General features: G+C 53.3%; 14 protein-coding genes. 1 reads left to right on the top strand and 13 read right to left on the bottom strand.

Annotated elements, in window-relative coordinates:
• The first annotated feature begins 64 nt into the window (after positions 1-64).
• Complete coding sequence (locus NNO08_RS05730) at positions 65-319, top strand: GlsB/YeaQ/YmgE family stress response membrane protein (RefSeq protein ID WP_048212573.1); 255 nt, start codon at positions 65-67, stop codon at positions 317-319.
• Between the two features lie 323 nt (positions 320-642).
• Here the strand turns inward: NNO08_RS05730 and NNO08_RS05725 are convergent, their stop codons facing one another.
• The 13 genes from NNO08_RS05725 to NNO08_RS05665 all read right to left on the bottom strand — a co-directional run bounded on the left by NNO08_RS05725 (position 643) and on the right by NNO08_RS05665 (position 18,287).
• Positions 643-2,613 carry a TonB-dependent receptor plug domain-containing protein gene (locus tag NNO08_RS05725; protein WP_271456331.1) on the bottom strand — a complete coding sequence of 657 codons (1,971 nt, stop codon included), beginning with the start codon at positions 2,611-2,613 and terminating at the stop codon, positions 643-645.
• 23 nt (positions 2,614-2,636) lie between these two features.
• Entirely contained in the window at positions 2,637-3,494 is an 858-nt protein-coding gene (gene modD, locus NNO08_RS05720) for a ModD protein (RefSeq protein ID WP_271456330.1), read from the bottom strand.
• On the bottom strand, positions 3,491-4,303 hold the full coding sequence (locus NNO08_RS05715; RefSeq protein WP_137381655.1) for a class I SAM-dependent methyltransferase: 813 nt from the start codon (positions 4,301-4,303) through the stop codon (positions 3,491-3,493). The genes modD and NNO08_RS05715 overlap by 4 nt, the downstream gene beginning before the upstream one ends.
• A 9-nt stretch (positions 4,304-4,312) precedes the next feature.
• Positions 4,313-5,074 carry an ABC transporter ATP-binding protein gene (locus NNO08_RS05710; RefSeq protein ID WP_271456329.1) on the bottom strand — a complete coding sequence of 254 codons (762 nt, stop codon included), beginning with the start codon at positions 5,072-5,074 and terminating at the stop codon, positions 4,313-4,315.
• Positions 5,071-6,057, bottom strand: a complete 987-nt coding sequence (locus NNO08_RS05705; RefSeq protein WP_271456328.1) for a FecCD family ABC transporter permease — start codon at positions 6,055-6,057, stop codon at positions 5,071-5,073. The genes NNO08_RS05710 and NNO08_RS05705 overlap by 4 nt, the downstream gene beginning before the upstream one ends.
• Positions 6,057-7,079, bottom strand: coding sequence for an ABC transporter substrate-binding protein (locus NNO08_RS05700; RefSeq protein ID WP_271456327.1), 1,023 nt, complete (start codon positions 7,077-7,079; stop codon positions 6,057-6,059). Before NNO08_RS05700 ends, NNO08_RS05705 begins: the two co-directional genes overlap by 1 nt.
• Positions 7,080-7,286: 207 nt before the next feature.
• Positions 7,287-8,999, bottom strand: coding sequence for an alpha,alpha-trehalase (locus tag NNO08_RS05695; protein ID WP_271449233.1), 1,713 nt, complete (start codon positions 8,997-8,999; stop codon positions 7,287-7,289).
• A 172-nt stretch (positions 9,000-9,171) separates the two neighbouring features.
• Positions 9,172-10,602: a dihydroxyacetone kinase phosphoryl donor subunit DhaM gene (gene dhaM, locus NNO08_RS05690; protein ID WP_271456326.1), complete on the bottom strand. Its 1,431-nt coding sequence runs from the start codon at positions 10,600-10,602 to the stop codon at positions 9,172-9,174.
• Between the two features lie 10 nt (positions 10,603-10,612).
• Entirely contained in the window at positions 10,613-11,245 is a 633-nt protein-coding gene (dhaL, locus tag NNO08_RS05685) for a dihydroxyacetone kinase subunit DhaL (RefSeq protein WP_271449265.1), read from the bottom strand.
• Positions 11,246-11,256: 11 nt separating this feature from the next.
• The gene (dhaK, locus tag NNO08_RS05680) at positions 11,257-12,327 is read right to left on the bottom strand and encodes a dihydroxyacetone kinase subunit DhaK (protein WP_137381659.1); all 1,071 of its coding nucleotides are present in this window, start codon (positions 12,325-12,327) and stop codon (positions 11,257-11,259) included.
• Between the two features lie 276 nt (positions 12,328-12,603).
• Complete coding sequence (locus tag NNO08_RS05675) at positions 12,604-14,715, bottom strand: hypothetical protein (protein ID WP_271456325.1); 2,112 nt, start codon at positions 14,713-14,715, stop codon at positions 12,604-12,606.
• A gap of 38 nt (positions 14,716-14,753) precedes the next feature.
• Complete coding sequence (locus tag NNO08_RS05670) at positions 14,754-16,616, bottom strand: STY4199 family HEPN domain-containing protein (RefSeq protein ID WP_271456324.1); 1,863 nt, start codon at positions 16,614-16,616, stop codon at positions 14,754-14,756.
• Between the two features lie 396 nt (positions 16,617-17,012).
• On the bottom strand, positions 17,013-18,287 hold the full coding sequence (locus NNO08_RS05665) for a Glu/Leu/Phe/Val family dehydrogenase (RefSeq protein ID WP_005122303.1): 1,275 nt from the start codon (positions 18,285-18,287) through the stop codon (positions 17,013-17,015).
• Between the last annotated feature and the right edge of the window lie 21 nt (positions 18,288-18,308).

Below are 18,308 nucleotides of genomic sequence, written 5' to 3'. Positions count from 1 at the left end.
CTATACTTAACGTGCTGGCGCAGGAGTGTCTTGCGTGTGCGTTCACTGGAAAGAGGGCCTGAAAATGGGAATTATTGCCTGGATTATTTTTGGTCTGATTGCGGGGGTTATCGCCAAGCTGATTATGCCGGGGCGTGATGGCGGCGGGTTTATTCTGACCTGCATTCTCGGTATTGTCGGTGCTGTGGTCGGTGGGTGGCTGGCAACGATGTTTGGTATCGGCGGCGATGTCAGTGGGTTTAATCTCCACAGCTTCCTGGTGGCCGTGGTCGGCGCGATTGTAGTACTGGGTGTTTTCCGACTGGTACGACGAGATTAATCAAACGGCCCCCGAGCAGTAATGCCGTTCAGTTAAGCATGTCTGGTGAACATGTGATTCTTGCTCAGAGTTCCGTTCACCTTAGTTGTGTCATTTCTCTGAAGCGCAGATACCCGTGAACGTGCAAGGGAGGCTCACCGCCGCCTCCCTTGCACGTTCACAGGAGCCGGCGTTTCAGAGAAGCGATGAACATGAGGTGAACGGAACCCTTTCTCTGAGAGTGCATATTCATAACTTCTACCCTCACAGGCGATACTTTCTGAAACTGAGGCGTTAACTGAACAGCATTACCCTGAACGGGGCCGTTTCTCTGTATCGCTAAGTCAGAACTGATACTCAACCCCGGCCCAGTAATTTCGACCTTCTTCGATAAACCCTTCGCTGTAGACGTACTGTGTATCAAACAGGTTGTTGACCGAAGCGTTAACGCTAAAGCCATGTCCGAGGGTGTAATCTGCCCGGAGGTGGGTAATGGCGAACCCAGCCGCTTTTTGTGAGCCATCAGAATTGCTATAGCTTGAAGAGCGGGCTTCTTCGGACAGCGTAATGCTGAGTGGGTCCCACGGCTTCAGCGTCATCCAGGCGGTTAGCGTTTGTGTTGGCAGATCGGTAATTTTACCGATGTCGCTGCGTTTAACGTCAGCATGGATAAGGCCGTAGCTCAGCCCCACATCCAGCATGTCAAAGACCTTACCTTTGACGCCTGCATCCAGGCCGGTGTAATCCACCCGACCACTGTTTTGGTTCTGAATCGTGTCGGCATCAATATTGTGGGACAGAATCGCATCGGTAATGCGGTTGTAATACACGCTGGCTTCGAATCCCCAGTTCTGGGTGAACGAACCGTTCCACGTGAGATCGACGCTACGGGCGCGTTCCGGTTTTAGCTGCGGGTTGACCAGCGCTATCTGGTTATAAGCCGGTTTTGACGTGGTGTAGCGTTCTTTCAGTGTGGGGAAGCGCGTTCTGTCAGAGTAGGAGAGCGCTAATGTGTCAGAATTTTCAAAGTGGTATTTGGTCATTACCTGCCAGTTAAAGGCGGACTGGTTGTTGTCATCATAATGGGTAACACTGCCGTTTTTCTCGTGCTTCATCCCCTCTACGCTGTCACGCCAGTCGTAGCTGATACCTGCCACCACATCGACATTATCCGCAGCCGCCCATTGATATTCACTGGCGACAGACCAGGTGCGATCTTCGTAGCGGTCATAAGCGGCATTCGGAGCCCCTTTTTCGCGATGAACATCGTCTTTCCAGTTCACGGCGAAAGAGAGCAGGTCGTTTTCCCGCATATCAGCGGAAAGCTGCAAACCTGCGCCGTCGCTATAGTCAGAATAATGGCTGTAGCTGCCTTTCTTATTTTTCAGATCGGCAAGGGAATTGTACATCATCAGCGTATTTTCAAAGGTGTCGCGATACAGGCGGCTTTTCAATGTAAAGCGATCGCCCAAATGCGTGGTGCCCTGATAGTAATAACTTTCTTTATCATATTGCGGCCATTGCCAATAACGCGATTTCTGGCTGCTGGTTCCGGCATACGGCGGGTTATCTTTTTCGCCGTCCTGATTAATGTAGGTCAGAACATACTCATCATCGCCGCGTGGCGTGAAACCCAGTTTCACGATGCCGCGTTTATCATCGGCTGATGAGTTAATCATCTTGCCATTGCTGCCCGCTACCGGGTTATCAACACCATGAGGTAATCCGAGGAAATCCTGTTTTAGCTGGCTACCACTGAGCTGGATATAGCCGAGATCGTTGCTGGCACCGAACGACGCGTGCATATCATGGGCATTGTCTTTGCTCCGGCTCCAGCCCTGACGATACCCCAGAGAGCCCTCAATCGGCATGGTGGGCTTTTTGGTCGTGATGTTGATAGCGCCGCCCATCTGGTTCGGCCCCTGTAGCAAAGATGAGTAGCCTTTAGAGACTTCGACAGACGCGATATCGGATGTCAGAAAACGACCTAAATCAAGGTTGCCATCGTAGGGAATGTACACCGGAACACCGTCGAAAAAGACCGGGACCTGACGGCTGTCAAAACCGCGGACTTTCACTTGTTGCTCATTACGGTTACCGGATTTTTGTAGCATGACGCCGGGAACGACACTTAGCGCCTGCGCCACGTTTTGTTTATCCAGTTGCTGCATCGTCTCCTGGCCCAAAACCGTCGTGGTTGCGGCGGAGGCCGGACTAGACCAGACGGTCATGGTTTCGCTTTCCTGCCCAGCAAAAGCACCTTGCGCGAAAGCAAACGACAGGGCTGTGTAAAGACAACTTTTGTTGAAATTCATTATTTATAGTCCATTTATAAATGTTATATGCCACGTGCGTCCGGGCTCAGGCTGACTTTGATATCCGCCGGTGGGGCGTAGTAAGGCGCGGAGGTGATAAAGAGTCTGATGCCACAGTCGAGATAACTCGCCAGTGAGGCGAGGGTAATGCCGCCAGTCAGCGCCAGCGTGCAATGGGGGGCCAGAGAAGGAGCCAGGCGAGCGATGTCTGCTGCCTGCTCAGGGGTAAACTTATCGAGTTGCAGCACATCAGGCGCAGCATGTAGCGCGGCCAGTGCCTCATCGGGGGTATCGGCTTCGACCACAATCTTTTTTTCTGGCGCATGGGCGCGTAGTTGCGTGATTGCCGCAGTCCAGTCGTTCGGATCGGCAAGAAAGCGGCGATGATTCGCAAACAGCAGAACGGTTTCGGCGCACCCGCCCCGGTGGATAATGCCTCCGGCGGCAAGGATCGCCTGAGTCGCCAACAAACGCGTGCCGGGAATGGCTTTGCGGGTACAGGCAATCTGGCCATCAGGATAGCGTTGGCGTAGGATGCTCAGCATATTGTCGAGATAGCGTGAGACACCGCAACTCCACTCCAGCACGTTCTGTACCGCTTTCCAGCCCTGGTGTAGTGCCGCCGCGTTACCGTGCGCGCGCAGAAGTAACTGTCCGCTGTTCGCCCGTTCGCCATCTACCACAAGGTCGGTAACGGTCAAACCCAGTGATGTCAGCATTTGTCTGGCAACAGCGGTTCCGCCCACGCACCCGCCCTGGCGGTGATAAAAACTCATACTTCCTGGCTGTGCGCCGATACCCAACGCGCGGGTTGTTAAATCGCCGCCCTGAATATCCTCCAGCAGCAGCGCATCGACTTGTGCCTGTGAGAAGTAGATCATTGCAGCGCCTCCCGCGGTACGCTGTCCCACCAGATAAGCGCCCAGTCGCGACTGGCGGGAGCGATGGTGCGAGGGTCCTGCTGATGGTACCAGTGCTCCAGACGCTCAATTTCGTCTGTGCTCAGTTCCCCCATGCTCCAGCGCACGTTTTCCAGAAAACGTGTCCAGGTGCTGTTGTCCTGCTGGCAGTTGGGTCCACGGATAAAATCAACATGTGCGTGAATGCCCATCTGATACAAAACATTCAGTGCATAGATATAGTTGGGAAGCTCAATCACCTCGCGGCCCAACGCACGCTGAATCGTGGGTGATACAAATGAGGAACTGACGAGATGGGTGGTGTAAACCCGTAGCCGTGCCTGATTATTCAGTTTGGTCATGGCCTGGCGCATATCGGCAACCAGCGTCGAACGTGAGGCAACGGCAATATCACATTGGGGTAGGTCGTCCCAGTGCGCTTCCCATGCGCGCTGCACCCACTGTACGTGGCGCGCGCCCATCTGCCCGGCACGGCGAGCGGCAACGCTCAACATTCCCTGGCTGTAGTCTACGCCGTAAACGATCGGCATTTTTTTGGCCAGCGCCAGCGCAACCGTACCGGGTCCGCAACCCATATCAAACAGTGATTCAGCACCTTTCAGGTCAATCTTGCTCAATAACTGGAGCAGGTAGCTGTCGGTTAATGAGGCGCAATTCTCTGCCATTTTTTCCGCGCGTTTGTCCCAGTGCTCTGGTTTTTTCTCGGTTCGCTTCGCCAGAAGTAACTGTTTGCGGTACAGGTCGGCAAAATCAATGTCGTCAATGAGCATCGTGATTCCTTAATCGTGTGAGCCAAAGAGGTGATGGGCTATTTGTGAGGGGGTGACCCGATACAGGGTGGCCAGACGTTCAGCAGCCAGTTGGTGTTCAGGCCCCCCCTGTGACACCAGACCGTCTGGCTCGACGCGCACCACGCTGTCGGCAATGGCACGCGCATGCAACGGATGGTGGGTCGACATCAGCAGCGCCATGCCAGAATCTTTTAGCGTGACCAGTGTGTCGAGCAGTCGGATCTGGTGACCAAAATCGAGGCTGGAAGCGGGTTCATCCAGCAGTAAAAGACGTGGACGTTGTGCCAGCGCACGGGCAATCAACACCAGTTGACGTTCACCACCGCTGAGTGTGTTCCAGCGCCGGGGCGCGAGATGTGGGATTGCCAGCACGTCCAGTTGTTCAAGGGCGATATCGCGCTCTTTGATGCCGGGAACGGCAAATGCCGCCATTTGCGGGGCCAGTCCCATCATCACCATATCCAGAGCCGTGAAGGCAAACGCACCGTCATGTGCCTGAGGAACCCAGGCGATGGCGGCGGCGCGTTCACGGTCGCTGAGATGATTCACCGCGATACCATCAAGCGTAATGTGGCCAGCAAGCGGTTGAAGAACGCCAAGAATGGTACGCATCAGGGTGGTTTTCCCGCTGCCATTGGCGCCAATCAGGCAACAGATTGACCCTGGTGCGACGCTAAACGAGACATCGCGCAATACAGGGTGTCGGGAATGGTAGCCGAGAGACGCATGTTGTACGGTCAGCAGCGTCATTGTCGGCCTCCCCGGAGCAGAAGCAACAGGAAGAAGGGGGCACCAATAAACGCGGTCAGGATCCCCAGCGGGATTTCCGTGCTGGTCAGGGTACGGGCAAGGGTATCTGTCAGCAGCAGTAAAATAGCGCCGATCCCCATTGAAACGGGCAGTAGCCGTTGGTGGTTGTTCCCACAAAGCAGTCTGCCTATGTGTGGCACCACCAGCCCAATCCAGCCAATAATTCCGGCAATCGCCACAGTACAGGCGGTGATAAGCGTGGCGCAGATAATCAGCCAGAGCCGTAGCCGGGATACGTTGATACCCAGAGAACGGGCTTCATCATCCGAGAGGGTGAGCAAATTCATACGCCAGCGTAGCAGCAACAGCGGCACCAAACCGGCCACAATCAGCGGTGCGGACAACCACAGGTCATGGGCGGTGATGGTCGACAAACCACCGAGTAGCCAGAAGGTAATCGACGGTAGCTGGGTATACGGGTCAGCCAGCGTTTTGATGAGCGAAATCCCTGCACCGCACACCGTACCCAACGCAATGCCGACCAGTACAAGGGTGAGTACCGGATCGTGGCGTTTTACCCGCTGGGTAATGAGCCACACGCCCGCTACCACGAACAGGCCGCCGACAAACGCATACAGTTGAATAAACAGGATCGGTAAACCCAGCAGGATGGCGGTACAGGCCCCTAAACCCGCTCCGGCCGCCACGCCGAGAATATCCGGCGACACCAGTGGGTTACGGAACATACCCTGATAAGTGGTCCCTGCGCCCGCCAGTGCCGCGCCCAGCAGCAATGCAGCCAGAATGCGCGGCAATCGAATCTGCCAGAAGACGATTTTGTCCTGGGACGGCACGCCTGGATGGCCAGCAATGAGGTTCATCACCTGCTGGGCATCCAGGCGGTATGCACCTGAAACCGTTGCGACGATGACGCACGCGGCAATGGCTGCGATCATCAGGACACTCAGCGTTGTTATTCTCATCAGCGTGTCACCAGCCTCTGAAACTGTGCATCGCTTAATGAGGTGTGCCAGAACAACTCTGCGTAGCGCTGCATATCGGTCTTAAAGTGGATTTCAATTTTGGGGTCAAGCCAGGCGTGCAGGCGACGTAATCCGAGTAACCGGTTGATGCCCGGCGGGGCGTCCAGCCAGCCAAACGGCAGTCCGCTGAGAAACAGAATACGTTGCTCAGCAACGGCTTTGACCCCTTGCCAGACGGGATCTTCTCGCAGGTACTGTGCGGTAACTGCATCCTGAACCAGAATAATTTCGGGCTGCCAGCTCAACAGATTTTCCATGGATACCTGGGTCAATCCATGTCGTCCCGGGATTTGCGCGACATTGTGTAATCCCAGTAACTCTGGTGCCTCGGTATGTAGTGAACCCTGCAAACCGGTTTCCAGCCCTCTGGCACCGCGTGCGGCATAAAAGCGCAGTTTTGCTGCGGGGGAGTGCGAAAACGCATCTGCGTCATCAATAAACCGACGGGCCAGTGCGGCCTGTGCAGAGGCCCGTGTTGCCATACCCAGCGCGGCCCCTGCGGCTTGCAGTTGTGCCGGGGTTTGTCGGAGCTCGCCGTTAATCAGCAGCCACGGAACGCGCGTTTGCGCGTTGACCTGCCGGGCTTGAGAAAGCCAGGTTTCATCAGCATTGCCGCAGTCCACCACCAGATCGGGTTTCAGTGCTAACAAGGCCTCCAGTGACAGGGTGCTGGCGCGTCCTGCCAGTCTTCCCAACTTCGGTAACGCCAAAATGTCATGATGGAATGGCACTGCGGCCTGGTGAGAAAAATCAAAGGATGAAAATCCCACCAGTTTTTCCGGTGCGACGGCCAGCAATAGCATATCGGCAGGTGCTCCGGCACTGACGACGCGCTGGATTGCGTTGGGTGACGGCGGAGAACCGACCGCAACGGTAAGCGGTGTTTGGGCAAGGGCCGGAAAATGGCGTAACAGCAGCGCAGATGCCACGAGTTGGGCAAACATCCTTCTTGTCAGTGGCATTATGTTGATCCTGAACAGTGATAAAATCGCTATATATTTACATATACAGCGAATAAAAACATGTTCAGAATCAATTTCACACGGATGAAAACAGGGGCTACCCCATAAGGGCTAGATGCAATGGATACACCTGAAATGGAGATTTATGGCACCAAAAAATCCGCGACCAGGCGCGGATTTAGAGGACGCTTAAGACACCCGAGAAGATTAGGACGTCGGTTGAGTCTGCTTTTTGGCCTCGGAAGGCGTGTTACTGGCGGGGGCGGGGCGCGTTGCCGGTACGCTGTCGCAGGGTTTATCTTTCGCACATATCAGGTCGAGCATTTTTAACGTTACGCCGTTGGTCCAGCCGAAACCATCCTGTAGCGGGTATTCGCCACCACCGCCACCGGTTCCTGTGCTGCTCACGTCATACTTCTCAACCAGTTTTTTCTCACGATCGTAAGTGTGTTGCACATTGGTGAGGAATCGCCAGGTGACATCCATGGCGACATCATTTTGGCCATAGTTCTGTAATCCCGATGCGGCGACCCACTGTAATGGGGCCCAGCCGTTAGGGGCATCCCACTGCTGGCCGCTTTTCACCGACGTGGTGGCGAGTCCGCCAGGTTGCAACAGATGCGCCTGAGTTGCTGCTGCCACCTTGCTGGCGCGATCTTTCGCTGCCGCATTCACAAATAAGGGGAACAGCGCGGCGGCAGTTAACTGATTACGGACTTTGTGGCTCTTCAGATCATAGTCGGCATACCAGCCTTCTTTGTCATTCCACAACCAGGTTTCAATCCCTTTTTGGCGGGCATTGGCAAAGCCCTCGTACTGCGCTGCTTTGGCATCGTCACCTGCGGCTTTGCTGGCGAGAGCGATCATTTTCTCCATCTTGTATAACAATGCATTGAGATCGACAGGCACGATGCTGGTGGTGCGCAGGGTACTGAGCTGGTTGGGGTTATCCATCCAGCGCGAACTAAAGTCCCAGCCAGATGCGGCGGCTGAGCGCAGGTCGCGATAAATTTCAGTGGCAGGGCGGTTCGGGTTGCTCTTCGCGGTGGCAATATCTTCAACCCAGGATTCAGGTCTTGGCGTATCGCGGTCATCCCAGTAGCGGTTTAAAAGGGTGCCATCAGCCAGCTTGACCACACGTTTATGCTGTTGACCGGGCTGAAGTGCTTCGCTTCCTTCCATCCAGTAGCTGTATTCTTTTTGCATCTGCGGGAGATATTTTTTCAGCGCGTCGTTACCGTCATGCTGCGCCAGCAGTTCAACCATAAAGGCAAAGAACGGCGGCTGCGAACGACTCAGGTAGTAGCTTCGGTTGCCGTTAGGAATGTGCCCCCACGAATCAATCTCATAAGCGAAGTTGGCCACCATATCAGAGACCTTGTCCCAGCGATCGCTCTCGGCCAGCCCCAGCATGGTAAAATAGCTATCCCAGTAATAAATCTCACGAAAACGCCCACCCGGCACTACATAGGGTTCTGGTAGCGGCAGCAGAGAGTCCCATTTTTCGACATCGGTGGTTGAGCGAGTGAGTACCGGCCACAGTCCGTCAATGTGCTCGCGGAGTGATTGCCCGGCCGGGGGTACGTATTTCTCACCCTCTTTTGGCAACGTGAAATTCACTTCCACAAAATGGCGTAAATCAAAGCCGGACTGATTTTTCTGCATCCGATAATCGGCAAGGATCATCAGCGGATCGCTGTTGGGCACTGCGTCGGCAAAGGTTTTCTGATCGGGAAATAGCTTTGCTGTCTGTACATCATTGAACAACGGACCAAGCAGAATATCAGGAGGAGAAGGCGTAGCGGCAGGTGAATCCTCAGCGTGCGCAGTAAAAGAGGCCAGAGCAAAAAAGGTGCTTGCGAGCGTCAGTTTTATCGCCACTGACAGCAGGCCTGGATGGCGAATGGCGGGCGTTATCATTGGTTAATCTCCTTAGCGGCGTGCCGAAGCTGCGGCATTTACCATGAGAAAACCTTAGTTCAGGATCGACCGTTGCGCGTGATCCGCCCCCCATTTTGCGATTAAACAGACATTTCCTGACGGAGGAAGTGAAATAGCCCACCTTTTACAGATAACGGGTGGGCTGTGGGTATCAGACTGCGAGGATCACCCGATTTGCTGCACCGTCCAGAGTCAGAGCGTCACCCATCTTGATAGCATCGAGGGTTTCGCCTTGTTGGCATACCCAGCACAAGCCCATCTCGCGGGCGATAATCGCCGAGTGGGAGGCTTCACTACCGGCTCGCAGGCAGATCCCTTTAATCGTGAGCGGGTCGAGTTGCAGCACGGTAGACGGATAGATGACATCGGCGACCAGGATGGTCGGTCGAATAAACGCGGGGATATGTGCACTTTCGCCGGATAAATGTTGCAGCGTACGGGACAGCAAATCCTCAATATCAATGTATCGCGCCTGTAAATAAGGATCATCGAGTTGCAGATACTGCTGACTCAGATCGCTCAGTACGTTATGCCAGGCATAGGCTGCGCTACACTGTTCTTCGCGCATCAAATCACAGGCCATATCGAAAAGCTCAGGATCGTCGAGCAGCGTGTGATGACCAGAGAAAATGGCGGCGATATCAGCGGAATATTTCTCCTCTGCCAGCGCGGTTAAATCACTCAGGTCGTCGAGTGTGCGTTGAATGGCCGCTTTTAGCCGCTGCTGCTCGTCCTGCACATTCGTAGCGGGGCGATGAGTGACTTCCGGTGAGAACGGCGTATAGCAAAAGGCCGTGCCCGTTGCCAGCGCAGGCACCGGTACTGAGATACTTTCAGTGCATGCTTCTTCGACGGACTCGCCAAAATTCTCAGCCGCCAGTTTTTTAAACGCAGCCAGCGCCGCGTCTGCCTGTTCACCTTTGGCAATCAGGCGCAGCGTGTCATTACAACGCACCTGCAGCAGCGCTATCTGATTCAGGCTGTCAGGGACGACGCACTTGCCGTTTTTTTCCAGCCACATGTCGGCATTAAAGCCAGACAATGTGGAGACCAGCCGTGATGCCGGGCGAACATGTATACCGTTGGGGTTTTTTACGGTCACGGCAACCGAATGGGCATCAGCGTCGGGTGACAATTCAGCAGGTGCGGTCTTCGCGACAGGCGACGAAGGTAAACCCAGTTGCTCACGCTTGGCGTCGAGGGCATTCATGGCATCATTGATGACCCGATCGATATCAGCGCCCGCCGCAGCACTGACGGTTGCCGCCAGCGTACCTTCAACCAGCGGGGCTGCGCACAGACGCACCTTGGCGGCGATTGTCGGGTCGAGCAGATCCAACGCGGTTTCCGCACTCAGTAGCGCGCTGCCGATATCCATCATCACCAGCACGTGATCCGTGTCTGCCACTGACTCAATGGCCTCCATCACTTTGATGGGGTCGGTGCCAATGGGGTTCTCAGGATCGTCAATGCCTGCGGCAATAGCGAGTTTACAACCATCACCCATTAACATCTGTCGGGCTAACGCACCGACGCCTTCGCCCAGTTGGGCGCTGTGAGACACAATAACCAGGTTTACCATCGTTTTATCCTTACTCTCTGGAAGCCTGCGCCAACATTTGCATCATAAACATAACGGACGTTGCGCCGGGGTCCTGATGCCCAATGCTGCGCTCACCAAGGTAACTGGCGCGGCCTTTGCGCGCCTGCATCGTGATGGTACTTTGCGCCGCAGTTTCTGCCTGGGCGCTTGCCTCCTCCAGTGCGGCCTGTACGCTCAGCTTTTGTTCGCTGGACTGGCGCAAAGATTCGACGACGGGTACCCAAACGTCGCACATAGTTTTGTCACCCGGTTCGGCTTTACCACGACTAATGACACCTTCCGCGCCATCACGCATCATTTGATACAACTCGTCAACCGTCAGGCTTTGATGGGCCTGAGTGACCTGCGCCGCGCGGATGAAAAAGGTGCCGAACAGCGGGCCACTGGCACCACCGACGCTTGAGAGCAGCACCATCCCGGTATTTTTCAGAATAAAACCGATGTCTTTATCCGCAATAGACGGGAGCTTTTCGACCACTTTACTGAAGCCGCGGTGCATATTCAGACCGTGGTCGGCATCGCCGATTTCCCGGTCAAGGCCGGTAAGAAAATCGCTTTCGGTGGTGAATATTTCGCCGCAGCGATAGAGCCAGTTAACAATTTGTGTTCTGGTGAGGGACATCATGAATCTCCTTATTTACCCCAGTTGAGTGCAGGGGTGTGAACCGGTGCATCCCATAAGCTCAGCGTTTCGTCATCCACTTGTAGCAGGGTGATTGAGAAACCGGTCATATCCAGAGAGGTGCAGTAAGAGCCAATCAGGTTACGCTCGATGACAATACCGGCATCCTGACAACGGCTTTCAAGGCGGTTATACACGCCGAAGAGTTCAGACAGCGGTGTCGCACCGAGATTATTGACCAGCGCAATCACGCGATCGCCGCTCTGTAGCGCGCGTTTGCTTTCTTTCCCTTCCTGCCAGGCGCCCTGAAGGTGATCCCAGTGACGCAGCGTACGACTGTAGTGGCCGTTTTCCAGCAGGGTGTCAAACATTTCATCCACCGTTTGATCAAGCGAAGAGAATGGACGGCGGTCAATGCCGGGTTCGCCGTGGATACCGACGCCAAACTCCATTTCGTTGTCCTGCAGGGTGAATGACGGTTGACCGGCCGCCGGCACGGTACAGGCGCCAATGGCAATCCCGATGGAATGACCCTGGTTGTTTAACTGGCGTCCCAGCGCTGCGCAGGCATCCAGTGAGTCTCCACGTTCTGCGGCCGCACCGACCAGTTTTTCAATCAATACCGTATTTGCCACACCGCGACGACCGGCTGTGTACAGACTGTCTTTCACCGCCACGTCATCATCCACGACCATCGTGGTGACTTTGACGCCGCTTTCATGCAGCAACTCGGTTGCCGTTTCGAAGTTAAGAATGTCGCCGGTGTAATTTTTGATTATCAGCAGTACACCTTCGCCGCCGTCAATTTGCATGGCGCATTCAAACATTTTATCCGGCGTTGGCGAGGTGAAAATTTCACCTGGACAGGCGCCGGAGAGCATACCCTGGCCAATGTAGCCGCAGTGCATTGGTTCATGGCCGCTACCGCCACCGGAAAGCAGTGCCACTTTGCCCATCACTGGCGCATCCGCGCGAGTGACATACACCGGGTCCTGATGCAGTGCCAGAGAAGGGTAGGCTTTTGCCAGCCCGGCGAGTTGTTCGTTCAGTACGTCTTCAACACGGTTGATCAATTTTTTCATTGTTTATGCTCCGCAGACAGTCCTGAGATGGCTGCACATATCAGGCAGACATCTGATGTAGGGTATCGGTTTGTACAGCGCCACGGCGACCTCTCGCTGCCGATAAGGTAATTTTGCACACGGGTAGTCAAAAGAAAATTGATGTGATTGGCGTTTCAATACGGAACGTTAGCATCTGGTGATGTTCCGTATTGAAACGTATTGGTGCATAAAACAGCGGAAGTGAGAGATGCGGCAAGGTTTATGCTAACGGCATCGTGAATAAAACGTTATTCCTTACTCTTCTTTGCCATTAAAATCGAAAAACCAGAACAAGATAAAACCAATAAAACCAAAAATGAGCAGAATAGCCAGGGTATAGACTTCATATCGTGCGGCATCTGCAGCAATCGCCTGTAATTTATCCATTGCCGGGGCTGGCTGCTCTTTGAATAGCATGAGTTGCCATTCATAAAGGTTTGTTGTTTTTATCTCTTTAATCGGTTCCCAAATATGGTTAGCCGCCGCGCCGAGTGCTAAAGCGGAAAACAGGGCGCCGTAAATACGTTGACGTTTTTCCTGACGCTGACTAATCGCCTGGCGCATGAGCTGATCCAATTGCTCTATCTGCGCCATGAGCTCCTGGCGTTGCTCAGACAATCCCCACTGCCGCGAGAGATCGTCACTCAGCTGGTTATGTAGGGCATCGTTGCCGACTAAAGCACCTTTATTCATGGCTTTTAGCGCCCGGGCCTTGGTTTCCAGCATCATTTCGGACCAGTCAGATAGACGACGAATTTTTCCCTTTCGGTTGTGCATTTGCTGCGATTCGAGCAGATCCTTGAGCCACTGTTCAATCTGTTGGCCAGAGTTCGCCAGAAAATCTTCATACTCATGGCTGACATCCGCGACGGAACTGGCCGCTTTAATCAGTATCGCCAGATGTTTATCCTCTTCTTCGCGACAGAAGAACGTGACGCCATGACGGTGAGCGACGACCAGAATATTGCTGTACCACTGGCTGCTGTACTCACTGGTGGGGGGCAGATCCGCAGGACTCCGGACGACGCGCGTGCTATCGCTCTGTGCTGCCAGCCAGGCATGGAAGGTGGGGGTATCGATCATACGCATCAGCGGCACTATCGTAATATCACCGCCCTCCGGGATGCGATGTTGATAGACACGAATGCATTTACCCTTTGTGCGGCAATCCAGTTCGGGTAAAGCTATTGGCACAATGGCGTTATCAAGGTAACGGGTAAAATAATTTTCCCAGATTGCGGGCAAAACGTCTTGTTGCCAGGTCAGTTTCGAGCCGGGTTCTCCGGGCGCAAGCTGCTTCGGTGCCGCAATGAGCGTCATTCTGCCTTGATCGTCGTACCAGGGTTGGTTCGGTGCTCCTGGGATTAATTTATCGCTTCCGGCCAGGCGATAGCTTTCGAGAAAACGCGGCGTATCGTGCGGGCGTAACCCTTGCCATGCCGCCTCTTCACGTTGTTCCAGAGCGGACCACAGGACATCAAGGCGCGTCCCCTGAATGGGGTTGAGCGAAATAACGATATCATTGCCTGTGCCCACTTCTCGCGGGCGATAAATGGCCAGCAACCCAAATCCATTGTGCGTCCAACTGCGTTCTTTATCGCAGCGCGCGAGAATTTTCAGCATCCCGGAAGGGAGCGTTTCGGTGATAAACAGTGCATCAACCACCGTTTGCCGCCGGCCTGTGCCGAGGTCCAGCAGGAGCTGGCAGGTCACCGAACGCTTGAGAACGTGTTGGTAAATCTGTTGCTCATACGCCAGACTTGCGACCGCACTTGCATAACATTGCGTGTGCATGGGCATAATGCCTGCGGTGGGGTCGGGGTTGGCTATTATCATATAGCTCAACAGGCGCAGGCAGGCCAACATGTTGTGGCGAACAACGGCAGTATCATTCATGGGTTGTTCGCACAGGCTGCTATGCGCGAGTGCGGATAACAAGCACGCGGCAGAACGCGTCGTATCATCACCGTCCAGGTAAATACCGCTTTCCCATGCGGTGACGTATTCCAGCCACGGATGTGTTGATAGCGACAGCGAACCAGCGGCATCGAGATGGTTCAAAAACAGCAATAGCGTAAAACAGGTATCCAGAGAGAAATCTTCGATAACGATTCGTTGTATTCCCTGGACACTTGAGAGTTTGCTGCGCCATATAGTCCATTGACGATCGTCGGCATTTGCCACCAGTTCACTCACCGAATTGTAGTGACCTGCACGGTATCCTTTATTATTGAGCGCGACACCCTTATGGCTTTCCGTATCATTGCCGTCGCCCAATCCGATCAGCAGGCTGCCTGCCGGTGCATCACGCTGCGACGGATTGAGCTCGAAAGTAAACTGCGGCCATGCATTGTTGAATGCGAACATATAATTCTCTGTCGATGAATGTGTTGGTGTATCGCTCATTATTTGACTACGTTATAAATGACCCGTTGTGAGCGACTCCAGTTATCGTCAATCGCAATATTGGGTTCATGGTTTTCTTGTTTTACGCAGTAGTTCTTAACCAGGCTTTTTAACTCAGCCCCGTTGAGCGTGCCGAACATCAGACGCGTATTCAGTTCTTTCAATAACACATCGTGGAGTGAATAGGTGGTAGGTCTTTGCAGTGAAAACTGCGCCGCGTCAGCCAGTAAGTCACGCGCATTATCGGCCATCAAACGGCGTTCACAGCGACCCGCAGGTTCATTTTTGGCCATTTCTTCATCGTAAGCTTTCTTCTGGGCTTTCTCAAAATTAAGCGCGCTGTCCAGTTCTGCTTTAATACCCTGAACATCCCTGGCAGAAGAACAGAATGTTTTTAAATAACGAATCTGTATGGGGGTCAGCGTGCCATTGTTGTGGTTCGCATGCTGACGTAATTTACCGGCCATTCTGAGACAACCGTTTTTTTCATCCATCAACGATGCTGATTGTAATAGGGCATTCAACGTTTCCTGGCGATCTTCCTGTAATGCGGCTTCGGCATAATACAGTTTCCAGCGCATGCCTCCGGCAAGAAACAAATTGACAACCTGGGTATCACCGCGGTCGATAGCGGCGCGAAGATTTTTTTCATCCCAGGCAATGCCGATATTCGCCAGTTCTTTACGCGGATCGTTACTGGTTTCTTTTTTCGCACCGGCAACCGTTTTACCCACTTCCCCGAGATCGCTACGGATGGACTCCGTATTCACCAGCGTCTTGGTTGAAGTTCCAAAAGTCAGTACCGAGCCAACAATAAGGACAGCGATACCGCCCAGCACCCAGACTACATACTTGCGAATGATGTCCGTACGCGTTTTGATTACCTCAAGATCTTGAGCCTGAGCCACCAGATTATCTTTTATTTCCTGAACGTCACCGCCGAGATCTTCAATCTTTTGGCTGGTCCGTTCGAAATAGCGAGCAACCTCAGCATTGCTGTCATCAAAAAAGCGATCAGGGTTAACTTTTACGCGGCCTTCATCGAAGGCCTCCTGTACCGGCTCAGTAATTTCTCGGTAATAGTAATTCACCAATGTTGTTTGGACGGAGGTTACCCGCTTATGATGTGCAAGACGGTTGCGAATTACGCGAATATCGTCAAGAAAGGTGTTCAGTGTTGTACGTTTATCATTAACAAAGCTGAGCAACGGGGTATATTGATAAAGTGGAGAATAGTGGATGGGATATTCGTTTTTATCAATAAACAGTGAGGCGAGTTCACTGAAAAGGGTCCCACTCAATACGTCATCACGATCGGCAACGTTCAGCCATTTGTTTACCCGTTCCTGACCAAATAATTTGTTTAGGTGCTCAAGTAGAGCTTGTTGGTTATTGTACGCTTCATTAATTAAACTACGAATGGTCAACTCTAATGCCCGTACCTGCTGCAAACTACGTAACTGCTTTTCTTCGCCTTCGTTATGCAGCGTCGTTGAATAAGTTAATTGAGGTTGTTTTTCTCGCAAATATTCGAGCTGCCACAAAAGACGCAACGCGGCAATGGTCAGATTTCTGTCCGCGGGCTGGCCATCTGTATTTCTGACGAGCCATTTTTTCAAGGTTCTAAGTGCCGCAAGAAAGCTCGCCATTTCCTGCTCGTTATAGTTAAATCGAGCCGCTACACTGTTCCAGTTGCCCAATTTCTCTCGGGCTTTATCAAGTGAATAATAAAACGTATCAGGCGAGAGCTGCGTGGGGACTGGCATACCCAGCAGGGATAAGATTTGTGGAAATGCGCTGTCGAAAAGAGACAGGCAACGAGTAAAATCGTTGTGCTCAGAAGCAGATGAATGATCGACCATTATATTCTCACGTGGTTATTCGCTGAGTTTTCCCGGCCCGATCTAATCGCACTGTGTCAGGCAACTTTCCCTGCAGCCAGAATGCCATAATTCGACGATTATTCGGGATTTTTAATCAGTTCGTCAATATATATGCGGGGCGTAATATTGGTAGTAGACATTGCGGCCAATAATGCATCGCTATGCGTTCTTAACGCAAATTATGGTTGCTGCGACGGAATTTAATGTTTATTGGCTAACAAAATACGCAGATATTGGGTAAGTAAAACGCAGAAAGCGGGGCGGGTGAATCAGGCGACTACACGCCAATAATGCCACAAATAATGCCGCATTATTGGCGTAACTCACGACTGGCGTTTATCGTCGGTCAAAAACGTTGGCGTATTGGCCTTCGTATTATCCCGGATAAATACCACGGTCTTTACGTGCCAGCAGGATACGCTCGCAGGCCACAATATAGGCGGCAGTGCGCAATGAGCAGGATTTCTCCGCCGCTTTCTCCCACACATGAACCATCGCATCGGTCATGATTTTATCCATGCGATTGTTGATCTCTTCTTCGCTCCAGAAGAAGCTGGCCATGTCCTGAACCCATTCGAAGTAGCTGACGGTGACGCCGCCTGCGTTACATACGACGTCAGGTACCACGATGATACCGCGGCTTGCCAGCATATCATCGGCATCCGGGTAAGTTGGGCCGTTAGCGCCCTCAAGCACCAGTTTGCAGGTCAGTATTTCTGCACGCTGACGGGTAATCTGTCCTTCCAGCGCGGCAGGGATCAGGATATCCATCTCCACGCTCCAGAAGGCTTCGCTGGCGATCGTTTCCGCCCCCGGGAAACCGGCAATCTGTTTGTGCTCCAACTGCCAGGCGGTCAACGCGGTCATGTCGATCCCGGTGGTGTTAAACAGGGTGGCAGTGTGATCCTGAATGGCAACGACGCGTGCGCCAGCACTGGCGAACAGGCGAGCCGCTTCACTGCCGACATTACCAAAGCCTTGTACCGCTACGCGTGCGCCTTCGACGTCGATGTTGGCACGACGAGCCACTTCCAGACCGCTGACGAACACGCCACGACCCGTTGCTTTATCACGACCCAACGAACCGCCAAGGTGGATAGGTTTACCGGTGACCACGCTGGTTACGGTGGTGCCGTGGTTCATGGAGTAGGTATCCATCATCCATGCCATCACTTTGCCGTTGGTGCCGACATCCGGCGCAGGAATATCTTTTTGCGGCCCAATGATAATGCCGATTTCGCTGGTATAGCGGCGGGTCAAACGCTCCAGTTCACCTTCAGACAGCGAGAATGGGTCGACGCGAACGCCACCTTTGGCACCGCCGTACGGCAGGTTCAGTGCGGCACATTTGATGGTCATCCAGGCGGAAAGGGCCATCACTTCATTAAGATCAACATCAGGATGATAACGCACACCGCCTTTTCCCGGGCCGCGGGAGAGGTTGTGCTGTACACGATATCCTTCGAAATGGCGAATAGTGCCGTCATCCATCTGCACCGGAATATCGACAATTAGCGCGCGTTTCGGGTGGCGCAGGGTATCCACCCAATGGGAAAGTTCGCCCAGGTAAGGGGCCACACGCTCGATTTGTTGCAGGTAGGTATTCCAGGCAGATGTGCTGCTATCTGAAGCGTAAGATAACTTATCCATGATAAACCTTAGTTATAAAAG

It is taken from the genome of Citrobacter sp. Igbk 17 (assembly GCF_028069775.1).
GTDB lineage: Bacteria > Pseudomonadota > Gammaproteobacteria > Enterobacterales > Enterobacteriaceae > Citrobacter.
The sequence above is the reverse complement of the archived record's forward strand: the minus strand, read 5'-3'. Positions and strand labels throughout refer to the sequence as shown.